This is a genomic window from Halomicronema sp. CCY15110, from assembly GCF_016888165.1.
GTDB lineage: Bacteria > Cyanobacteriota > Cyanobacteriia > Phormidesmidales > Phormidesmidaceae > Halomicronema.
Genome location: NZ_JACSWC010000208.1, coordinates 1 through 10,471 on the forward strand (window position 1 = coordinate 1; position 10,471 = coordinate 10,471).

General features: G+C 49.4%; 9 protein-coding genes. 8 read left to right on the forward strand and 1 reads right to left on the reverse strand.

The genetic code is table 11. The features are described from left to right. Window positions 1–62 precede the first annotated feature (62 nt). The 3 genes from JUK32_RS07335 (at window position 63) to JUK32_RS07345 (ending at window position 4,245) form a co-directional block, all read left to right on the forward strand. Entirely contained in the window at window positions 63–2,021 is a 1,959-nt protein-coding gene (locus JUK32_RS07335) for a hypothetical protein (RefSeq protein WP_204138202.1), read from the forward strand. Window positions 2,022–2,249: 228 nt separating this feature from the next. After that, the gene (locus JUK32_RS07340) at window positions 2,250–2,603 is read left to right on the forward strand and encodes a hypothetical protein (protein WP_204138203.1); all 354 of its coding nucleotides are present in this window, start codon (window positions 2,250–2,252) and stop codon (window positions 2,601–2,603) included. A gap of 1,030 nt (window positions 2,604–3,633) precedes the next feature. After that, entirely contained in the window at window positions 3,634–4,245 is a 612-nt protein-coding gene (locus tag JUK32_RS07345; RefSeq protein ID WP_204138204.1) for a Uma2 family endonuclease, read from the forward strand. Window positions 4,246–4,733: 488 nt separating this feature from the next. Here the strand turns inward: JUK32_RS07345 and JUK32_RS07350 are convergent, their stop codons facing one another. Then, window positions 4,734–5,816 carry a YhcG family protein gene (locus tag JUK32_RS07350; RefSeq protein ID WP_375541554.1) on the reverse strand — a complete coding sequence of 361 codons (1,083 nt, stop codon included), beginning with the start codon at window positions 5,814–5,816 and terminating at the stop codon, window positions 4,734–4,736. 390 nt (window positions 5,817–6,206) lie between these two features. Here JUK32_RS07350 and JUK32_RS07355 point away from each other — a divergent pair, with 390 nt between their 5' ends. From JUK32_RS07355 to JUK32_RS07375, 5 genes are all read left to right on the forward strand, one after another. Continuing rightward, window positions 6,207–6,986 carry a ParA family protein gene (locus JUK32_RS07355; RefSeq protein ID WP_204138206.1) on the forward strand — a complete coding sequence of 260 codons (780 nt, stop codon included), beginning with the start codon at window positions 6,207–6,209 and terminating at the stop codon, window positions 6,984–6,986. Then, window positions 6,983–7,432, forward strand: coding sequence for a hypothetical protein (locus JUK32_RS07360; protein WP_204138207.1), 450 nt, complete (start codon window positions 6,983–6,985; stop codon window positions 7,430–7,432). The genes JUK32_RS07355 and JUK32_RS07360 overlap by 4 nt, the downstream gene beginning before the upstream one ends. Window positions 7,433–7,623: 191 nt before the next feature. Then, entirely contained in the window at window positions 7,624–7,953 is a 330-nt protein-coding gene (locus JUK32_RS07365; protein WP_204138208.1) for a hypothetical protein, read from the forward strand. A 6-nt stretch (window positions 7,954–7,959) separates the two neighbouring features. Beyond that, window positions 7,960–8,178 (forward strand): transposase, encoded by a 219-nt coding sequence (locus JUK32_RS28675; protein WP_375541555.1) that lies wholly within the window; start codon window positions 7,960–7,962, stop codon window positions 8,176–8,178. Window positions 8,179–8,735: 557 nt separating this feature from the next. Then, a complete protein-coding gene (locus tag JUK32_RS07375) occupies window positions 8,736–10,439 on the forward strand; it encodes a DUF4158 domain-containing protein (protein WP_204138210.1) in 1,704 nt (567 codons plus the stop codon). Window positions 10,440–10,471 lie beyond the last annotated feature (32 nt).

A 10,471-nucleotide genomic window follows, 5' to 3' on the forward strand; every position in this document is an offset into this window, starting at 1 on the left:
TTGGATCCAGATGACGAAATCAATAAATCCGCCTCTCTAGTTGTCGTCAGCCGACAGGCTCATTGTCGTCTAATATCCTGCCCCGTTATGGCCGTCCCAGTTCGGGCGGCGGTGAGGGTAGTTTTGGCGGCTTTGGTGGGGGCTATGGGGGCGGCGGCTCGGGCTTTAGTCCCTGGATAGGCCTGAACTATGGCAGCTTGGGCAGTAGCGGTCCCAGCAATCCGGGTGATCCGACTCCACCCCCGGAGGAAGGCATTTATATTCAATCCATTGATGGCAATGGCTTTCGGGTTATTTATGGCCGGGTGGATTTAGCTGGGGATACTTTTGTCCACAAGCCGAAGACGATTGAAACGGCCTTTGGCAATGTTAATTTCTTTTATCACGACCAGGCGGACAGTGCACTCGGAGTCGCCAAGGGAGATTTTAGCTACACTGACGACCCAGAAGTTTTTGAGGTGCTCTTAGCGGCAGTCGGTGCTCAATCGGTAGACGACCTTAGCGATATCTTCGTCACTGGGCCGTTTACGCAATCGGAAGCATTGGCGAAAGAGGAGGCCGAACGGGTCAAGACGATCAGTGACCTCTGGTCGCGCCTGGGCTATATCGGTATCTTGCCGAACCTGGGCATCCAGGACTTGAATCTCACCCCGGAAAAGCGGAAGCAGTTACTTGATTTTGAGGAAAATCTGCTTAAGGCAACGGCACTGACGGATGAATTTCAGGGCTTTGGACGGGAGGAGGATGCCCTACTGCTCGGTGAAATGACGCAGTTGGCTCGCGTCTATGCAGCACTTGACCCGCAGTTAGAAGAGAACATTGGCGACAGCAGTGGTGGAAGTAGCAGCCCTCCACCAGTAGAAGACATTGATGTTCTGTTGGTGAGCCAGTACCGGCTCACGCCTGGAGAACAGCTCATGGTGGATCGGTTAAGTGCCGATGGCTTTAATGTCACCTCGAAGTGGTCGGGGCATTTTCAAAAAAGCGATGTGGAGGACCAAGAATTAGTCATCATCACCGGCAATATCTTTAGCAGCGACTCTGTTCTGGATGATCTAGCCGTCCCGATAATTTCCCTTCAAACGATCATGCTAGACGAGCTAGACATTCGGCCTGTGGGCTCTAATGGCGGTAATTCTGCAGTGAGTGGTCGTGGTGATACCATTACCATCTCATCTCCAGACCATCCCTTGGCCGGTGGGTTTTCTGGAGATGTAGAAATCTTTAATCCAGATAGCAATGGCAGTGTTCATATCTTGCGTCCAACAGAAGACGCTGTAGAAATCGCTACATTTAGCAGCAGCTCAGGCATGGAATCTAGCCCCATACTAGGTTATGAGAAAGGCGCTAATTTGCTTAATGGAGAGATTGCTCCAGAGCGTCGGGTTGCCTTCATACCTTATTTTCAGTTTGAGAAATTCAATGAAAATGGCTGGCAACTCTTTGATGCTGCTGTTGATTGGGCTGCCGGTTTAGAAGAAGAGGAAAAAGATCCTAAACAGTTCCAAAGTACTACGGTTCTTGATTTCTTTACCAATACTATTTGGAAAGCAGGAAACCTTGAACAAAGCACAATTAATGAGTTCAAAGAAGAGTTCACTGACTTTAGTGAAGTAGCGATTGATTCTACGATAGGTGTTGACTACCTTGGTAAATTGTTTTTTGTCCTCAATGAAACTGACGCCACAAAAGAAACTATCCAGAACAATTTCGCAATAAATGAATTCTTCGTTGAAGGGACTTCCTTTACTTCCTCTGTAATTCGTGGAAAAGAAGCAGAAGTGAATGGGGATGAACTCTTTTTGGAAATCTTGAAAGCAGGTTCTGATAGTGAACTCAGCCAAATCGCTGAAGATATTAATACGCTCATAAACAATTCTTTGCTTTTGGCGTCTGAAGATAACTTTCTCTCAAATTTTCATCAGCAGATCAATGATTTATCCGACACCATTGAGATTCCTGATGATGCTGTTGATTGGAATCTACTAGGATTGGTTAGATGGCAATTGGGGATCGATTAAATCAACGATTTCAAGAATGAATGGATTTATGATTATCGAAATGCGATAAATACGGCTGCTGCTGTTTTTGATATACCGAATATCTTAATCGCTGGAATTGCCCATATAGAAGTTGGTGGCGGTTTAGGTGCAGAGGATTCACTTGTTTATAACGTAAGAAGAATTCCTGGTACAGGTAATATTCCAGGTCAAGTCGGATATCCTCCAACTACGACATCCTTCGGAAATATGAGTATCCAAATAGCGACCGCAGCAAGTACTTTGAGATATTATGGTGATCCTGAAGACCTGGAGCCAGAAGTAAAAGCTTCAATTATAGACTCTCTCATAGACCCAGTCGAAAATATACTCATAGCGGCTGCTCATTTGTCCGACATAAGGAATATATATTTCCCGGAAAAGGACGGTTTCGAGTTGAGCGAAAGGGATCTGATGACAATAGCTGGAGCATACAACGCAGGAACGAGCTACACGATAGATGAACTCTGGGAATTTGGATTTGCTGGTGGATATGGACGAGCAGCTGTTCAAGACAGAGTCAGTGAGCATAACCTAGAACAACTTCTTAGAGGTGAGCGATGATAGCGAATGCAGTTTCAATGCTGCTAGTTTCTAATAACATTCTCTGTCTTTTTATCATGTTTTGGATTGGCTTTGAAGGACGACTATACAAGATAGAAAGTGATACTTTGAGCGTAATAGATAGTGATTTACTTGCGCTCTTTACTGTCCTATCTTTCATCGGAATCCTTCTGTCTATTGCTTCAGTAGTTGTTGCATCATTTGTAGGCTTTTACAGCAGCAGGGGATTTCTCAAAAAAATTGGGAGGGCTAGTTTTTTGGTTGCACTGTTTCAGTTAGTCTATTTTGGTCTCCGATTTGTACATTTCGTCGACATCAGTGGAGCCACTTAATATATCTTGTCTGACAATAGCAAGTCACTCCAAACCACGCGACCAAGGCCCCTTTGTCCCCGTTTCCCCCCATACCTATGAATTTCATCAGGCAGCGTTGCTCTACAGCAAGGCATAGAGCAAACTAGAAGCGCTATGCTCGCAAACAAGGAGATCTTGAGCCCAGATTAAATGCTAATAAGAGGATGCCTCCGCTCACACTATTTGCGAATGGGCTCATACCAATTCAGTTTTGGGACGCCCCACATTGGAACTGGGAGCAGAGTCCCGATAGGCCATGTCTAACTGGCGATAGTCAGGTTTCCATCTATGGCATTTCAAAACTGAAACCGTATCAGATTACGTACGAACAACTTGCAAACAAGACATTCAGCTCACATTAACTGACAATAAGCCAAAGTCTTTTACCTGCGAGGCATTCAACGGTTGTTAACCGGATCGAATAGCTGCGACACCCGCAACTAATCTGGTGGCCACTAGAGGCGTGTAGACCAGGCGAGGAGGGCGATCGCACGGCTTTTAGCCAGCGATCACAACTCCACGAGGTTTCAAAGGATTCAGGCAACTGGCACACTAAGTTAACCTGCAAGCCATCATCTCCATTCAGTCACTGCATCAGAAAGCATAGAGAGAGCCTTCGTCAGTACACTAGAAACACTTCGTACCGTGGTTACTGTTAGCTGAGCCCCTCAATTGCCATGACTCAAGCCCTCGCCCCACCCCTCAGCTTTCTAGAATTTCTGGAAACAATGCCAGAGGATGGCAATCGCTATGAATTAGTCAATGGGGAACGAGTTCAACTGATGGCAACCCGCGCCCATGATGATGTGGCCGACTTTATCTATGATGCCTTCCGCGATGAAGTCAGGCGCGACCAGCTCAATTACAAAGTTTCGCGGTTTGCGTCCGTCAAAACCCGACGTGATGACGGCCTGGTACAAGGTCGTACCCCCGATGTGAGTGTGATCGACAAAGCTATTTGGACCTCTGATCCAAAAGCCTATGCCGCGCTGGAGGAACCCATTCAGCTCGCCGTAGAAGTTAGCTCGACTAACTGGCGGGACGACTATCTCTATAAGCTGGCCGAGTATGAGGCGCTCGGCATTTTGGAGTATTGGATCGTCGATTACTTGGCAGTCGGTGCGACACGCTACATCGGCTCACCCAAGACTCCCACGATTTCGATTTACACTCTGGAGAATGGCGAATATCAGCTTCAGCAATTTCGTGGTAGTGATCGCGTCATCTCAATGACTTTTCCTGAGTTGACCCTCACCGCCGAGGCCATTTTTCAAGCGGCTGGGATTTAATCGCAAAATCCAACCCAGAATATTTGCTCTCCGAGGCAACTCCTCAGATCGGGGGCGATCGCGCTCAGCCTTCACCCGCCTGGATTTGCAGCGGTGGGCCAGGGCGATCGCGGCAGGGGTGAGTCTCATGAGTTTTCGGCGTTCCAGCCGTACTACAAAATCTTCGCTAGTCCGAATTTAGGCCAAGCGCTTTTCGGAGTTTTGAGACTCATGTTGAGACGTTGGCGATCTCACTTCGAGAGGGCAGCAGGCTGGCACTGCTCATGGATCCGCTTACCCAAAAACATACACTACCCTCCGGACGTGGGGAAGGCAGGAATTATGGGAAACGCAATCCGTGCCAGGGCAAAATGAGGATTCATTCTGGCGGCGTTTTCGACGGCCCCTGCTAGAGCGTGACTCAATAAATAATAATGAGGGGCTATAACCCCGTCCTCCGCGATCAGTTCACGTTGAAAGCAACGCAGGAACTATCCGCATAACTATGTTCAACCGCTAGGTGGTCCTTCCTGGAATCCTTCTAACAGCTTGCGTGTCTTCTCTAGCTCTGCTGCCAGAGTTGCCTCGTCCGGCAATGTCATTTGATACTCTGCTGCCATCACCTTGTTGGGTAAGCCTTCCAGAGCGTATCTGGCTACGGCTTCGTCCTTTTTATTGCACAGAATCAACCCCACTGGCGGATTCTCTTCTGGATATGTCCAGTGCTCACGGGCATAGTTCAGATACAGATGCATTTGGCCAGCATCTGCATGGGTAAACTCACCCAGTTTCAAATCCACAATGACCAAGCAACGCAACCTCCGATGAAAGAACAGTAAGTCAAGACGAAACCACTGATCACCGATCCGCAGACGCCGCTGACGACCGATGAACGTGAAGTCATTCCCCAACTCCAACAAAAAGTTCTCAATGTGACGGATCAGCGCTTCTTCTAGGTCACTTTCAGAGTATTCATCCTTGAGATTCAGAAATTCCAGCACAAAGGGATTCTTAATTTCCTCCTCGGGGCGAGGGGCATCTCCAGGCTGAGGCTGTGCGCCTTTATCAAGCATGGCCGCTTTATTGCGAGACAAAAGGGTACGCTCATAAAACTGGGTTGAAATTTGGCGGCTAAGCTGCCTAAGTGACCAGCCATTTCTCAGAGCCTCCGCTTCATAGAAAGACCGCGCAGCTTCGGACTTAACCGACATGAGCTTGACGTAATGCGACCAGGGCAAGGGAAACTGCTGGCTCAGAAACTCCAATTCAGATTGTGCAGACGGTGTCTGCACAATTGGCCAAAGCGTGTAAAACCGACGCATTTGGGCTAGGTTACGAAAAGAAAATCCACGTCCCATCTGCCTTGAGAGATCTTCTGAGAGACGTCTGACCAGGGATTCGCCATAACCGGCACGCTCTTGCCCCTGCTGCTCATGCTCAAAGATGCGCTGGCCAATTTTCCAGTAGGTTACTGTCATAATCGAGTTAACAGACCGTGCAGCAGCGCGGCGACTGGACTCTAAAAGCCCTACCACGTCTTCTAAGATCTGACGGTACTGAGCACGTTCGAGATCGCTATCACCTACATCCAGAGACAACTGCTCTAAATCTTGTGATGAGGGATTGTCATTCTTATCGCTCACAGTCAAGACTCCTCGACAGACTAGAACCAATCACTATTTATCGAGACCATAGGCCATAAAGTAGCAAAGCTAATAACCGAGCCTTAAAAATAAAAGCATTGCTGCACAAGCCATTCAGGAGTTAACGGGCATCAGAAAGAAGCACAGAAACGCAAAATTGACTCAAATCGCAGCAGTGCCGCCTTTATCTCTTTACACCATGAACTCATATAATACAGATATATTTGTGTTAAAGCCTAATTGTGTAATTACACAATTAGGCTTTAACCTAGTTACACCTTTAACTAATGACGTTAATATTGCATGAGCCAATCATGTCATTAACCAAATGGGCTTAGTATGCTGAAAATTGCCTGTATGAGTTTGTCTGGCGGACAGGGTAAAACCACAACCTCTGTTCTATTAGGTAAGTATCTTGCTGCGGCTGGTCATACGGTGCTGGCGATCGATGCAGACCCACAGAGTAATCTGACAACTTTCCTTGGGCATGACGTGGCCCCAGATGAGCCAACACTCTTAGAAGTGTTCAAAGGAACGGTGTCTTTAGAAGAAGGTATTTATCCCACCCAAGTCGATAACCTGTTCATCATCCCGTCAGATGATGGTTTGGACGGTGTGCAGGATTACCTCAGCAGTAGTGGAGTCGGAGCAATACTGCTGAAGAAGCGCTTGGAACCATCACAAGATTCCTTCGATATATGCGTGATTGATTGCCCACCTCAACGGAGCCAGATTTGCAAGTCGGTTATTGGGGCAGCTGAGCAAGTAGTCATTCCCTGTGAGGCCACTGTAAAAGGGTATGGTTCCCTTGTCCGAACAATGGATGCCGTGAACGAGCTACAAGAAATCGGTGCTTCAGGCGCAAAAATCCTTGGCGTTATACCCTTCCGAGACCGCTGGGTAGGAGCAAACCAAACGCAGGAAAGCCGAATGTGTATTGAAGCAATAGCTAACGAAGTCGGCGCAGAGCTGATGCTGCCCTCGATCCGGGAGTCTGAGCGCTACAAACAGGCCATCAGCAAGGGCGTCACCCTATCAGAGTTGGGGATGCCGGACCTGGAATACCCCTTTGAGGTTTTGCTAAAGCGAATTTGTGAACTGATAGGACAGAAGCCATGAGCGATATGTTGGCCCGAATCAAAAACCGAAATCAGCGGCCAGTGGTGCAGCGCGATACGTCGCTATCTGCTCAAGATTCTAGGGAGTCATCTGCTACCGCTTCTCAGTCATCAGAAACTGTACAAGAGTCTAGGACAGAGCAGGCTGCTGAACCGACTCTGTCACCAGCAGCAGAGTTAGAAGAGCAACTAGAGCAGCTGCCTAAAGTCGCTCCTCGTCGCAACATTCGCTTAGAGGAGTCACTGGATGATGCTCTTCAAGATCTTTGCAACGAAACTGGTGTGACGATAGAAACCTTTTTGGAAGCCTGCTACCTGGCCTGCTATCGCAATCCTGACCTTATGCAAACAATCCTCAAAGAAGCCGATGAACGTTTAAAGCAACGAAAGCAGGCTGGCAAGCTTAGACGCCTATACAGTCAACTCAAAAAAATGGGCCAAGCTTAGAGAAATTGGCAAAAAGTACTCAATGAATGCCAAAGAGGGCCAACTTCATTTTCTAAAAACATTCGTCTATATAGCTTTCAGGAGATGTGGCCCATTTTTACATCAATCGGTGCCATACCCTAGTTTTGTCCCTGTACCTTGGTCTCGGATACTCCGAAATTTCCAAACACCCAGAATGCCGAATCTAATCTATGACCCGCAACTCTGACCCCAACGAAACCGATCTCGCACTCCAGGGATGCGGCATATTGATTTTGGCCCACATCATCGCTATTGTCAGCTTATTCATTCTCGGCTTCATCGTTGCCAGCCTGATACCGACTTCTCCCGCCGGCATGACGGTTCTTTTTATCTGGATTTACGCGGCGATGGGCTTCGGTTTTTGGCAGTTGTTCTACGCAGTGCCGCTGATACTGTATCTAGAACGGCGGGGCAAGACGGCCCAAGCAAAAGGCGTCACCATTGGGGCAACGATCACCTTTCTCCTGGGTGGAGCCTGCTATGTTGTCTTCGCGCAGTAAATAGAGATCGTCTTTGAGACCTGGTTAGAGAAACATCTCTGTCCTGTCTTGCCGCCGTGGTCGCTCCTGATTCTCGATAATGCTCGCTTTCATCGACCGGAGCAGGTCACCAAGATTGCCGAAGCTGCTGGGCATCAGGTGTTATTTCTGCCGCCTTACTCCCCGGATTTCAACACAATCGAGCATGACTTTGCGACCTTGAAGGCCTCAAACTCTCAAAGTTAGCTGGAGGTCGTAGCGAGCGAAGCGAGGATAGGCCCCCAGCTAACACATCAAAGTCCCACCAGACCCAGAAAACCTGAGCGGGAAGGATGGTGAAGCTGGGTATATCACTACTCTGGTGGGGGTATGGCACCGATTCATGTAAAAATGGGCCACATCTCTTGAAATGCTTATATGTCAGATGTTTCAGGCTTCAATTTAGGCGATTTTTTCAGTTCGGCACGTTCATTTCCGCCTCATCTGGCCATGTAGACTCCCCTTTCACAGCCGCTGTTGGTTGACCGCCTCAAAACACCTTAATCATCAGTTAGTCTTATGTAGCGAAATCGGCCTAATAGAGACTTTGGACCAGTATTGGCCTAAATTTTGCAGCAGATCGCGCTTAGGAAATTCTTCAGTCAAAAATCTAAGGTTCTAACCCTGATGCGGTCGTTGAATAGTTGCGTGTCGGGCAACTTTTAGTGCCCCTTTCAACCATCATCAATGCTTATCAATCAACCCTAACGACAGAGGGGTCACTATCCCACATGCTGATTGGGCAGTCTGCGAAGCCCCCAGCTATGACCAGCATTCAGGACACCGCCTACCCGCGGCTCAAACATCAACTCACCGCCAAAGCGCTGACGACTGTCTACACGCCTTCCGAGGAAGAAGTGGTGTTAGCCGCAGGGATGACTCGCAGCCGGGTGACGAAAGTCGCCTTCCTGCTCCTCTTGAAAACCTTTCAGCGACTGGGTTACCCAGTATTGATGAAGGATCTCCCAGCGAGCATTATTCGGCACATCAGCACCACAGCGGCAGTCTCCGTCTCGGCGGCAGCCTTGGAAAACTATGACCGCTCCGGTAGTCGTCGCCGCCATCTCAAAATGATTCGCGACTACCTGGGCGTGACGGCTTATGGGGAAGCGGCCCAAGCCGTCATGGTGGAGGCGATGACAGCCGCGGCTCAGACCAAACACGACCTGGCCGACCTGATTAACGTTGCCATCGAAGAACTGGTCAAAGCAAAGTTTGAATTGCCCGCCTTCAGCACTTTGCAGCGCGCAGCCTTTCAGGTCCGCACAGCGGTGACGCAAGGGTTTTACCAGCAAGTTTTTGCCGCCCTGAGCACCGATGACTATTTGAAATTGAACCGGCTCTTCATCCGGGAGGAGACGGCAACCACGCTGTGGAATCGGTTGAAACAAGAACCGGGCAAGCCCATGCTGAGCCACCTACATGCCCTGGTGGAACGACTCCACTGGTTACAGGACTGGCAGATCGCCACTGGTGCCCTGAAGGCTCTGCCATGGGTGAAGCTGAAACAGTTTGCGGCGGAAGCGCAAACCTTGAGTGCTAACCAGATGCGGGAAATGGCTCCCCACAGGCGGTACACCCTGGCGGCAGCCCTCTTGTCGGTGCAACATGCGCGGACCTTGGATGACTTGGCCGAGATGTTGATCAAACGGCTGCGAAAGATGCACCACAATGCTCGCGAGGCCCTGGTGCAATATCGCCAAGAGACTCAAAAGCGGACCGATACCCTGGTGACGACGTTGCGGGACGTCATCGTCGCGTACCAACAGGAAGGCTCCGTGGCCGAACGGTTAGCCGGTATCGAAACGGTCTTAGGCCCTCAAGCTGAGACCTTACTGGAACACTGTGATGCCCATATGGCTTATGCCGACAATAATTACCTGCCGTTCCTGCAACGCTTTTACAAGAGCCATCGAGCCACCTTATTCCGCTTCCTCGACGTGGTGCCGCTGCATTCCAGCACTCAGGATCAGCAACTGGAGGCTGCTATTCACTTTATTCGTCAACATCGCACAGCCCGCAGCACCTGGTTGGCGATGCCCCAGCCTGATGACTCAAGTACGGCATCATCGACGACCGCCTTAGAATGCTCCTGGATTCCGTCTAAATGGTGGCAACTCGTGACGGGACAATCGTCCTCACAACGCTCGGAACCGCCCACGCAATTGCACCGCCAACAGTTTGAGATTTGCGTCTTCTCCCAGATCCTGTTGGAGCTGCAATCGGGCGATCTGTACATTGCGGGGAGTGCCGAGTACGGCGACTATTACAGTCAGTTGGTGACCTGGGAGGAATATGACGCGCAGATCGAGACGTATGGTCAGCAGGTGAATTTGCCAGTGGAGCCGACGGCCTTCGTTCACCATGTGCAGCAGTGGTTGGAAAAGGCCGCAACGGCGACGGATGAGGCTTTTCCGACCAATACTATTAAATGTCAAGTACATAGGCGTGTCGCGACAACTACATAGGCGGATGAGTCGTCGGCAAAGCGCGATCGGCA

Bases quoted from the DNA above. Each gene is read 5' to 3' on its own strand.
- JUK32_RS07340 (WP_204138203.1), top strand. From the start codon at position 2,250: ATGAGTATCCAAATAGCGACCGCAGCAAGTACTTTGAGATATTATGGT.
- JUK32_RS07345 (WP_204138204.1), top strand. From the start codon at position 3,634: ATGACTCAAGCCCTCGCCCCACCCCTCAGCTTTCTAGAATTTCTGGAA.
- JUK32_RS07355 (WP_204138206.1), top strand. From the start codon at position 6,207: ATGCTGAAAATTGCCTGTATGAGTTTGTCTGGCGGACAGGGTAAAACC.
- JUK32_RS07360 (WP_204138207.1), top strand. From the start codon at position 6,983: ATGAGCGATATGTTGGCCCGAATCAAAAACCGAAATCAGCGGCCAGTG.
- JUK32_RS07365 (WP_204138208.1), top strand. From the start codon at position 7,624: ATGACCCGCAACTCTGACCCCAACGAAACCGATCTCGCACTCCAGGGA.
- JUK32_RS07375 (WP_204138210.1), top strand. From the start codon at position 8,736: ATGACCAGCATTCAGGACACCGCCTACCCGCGGCTCAAACATCAACTC.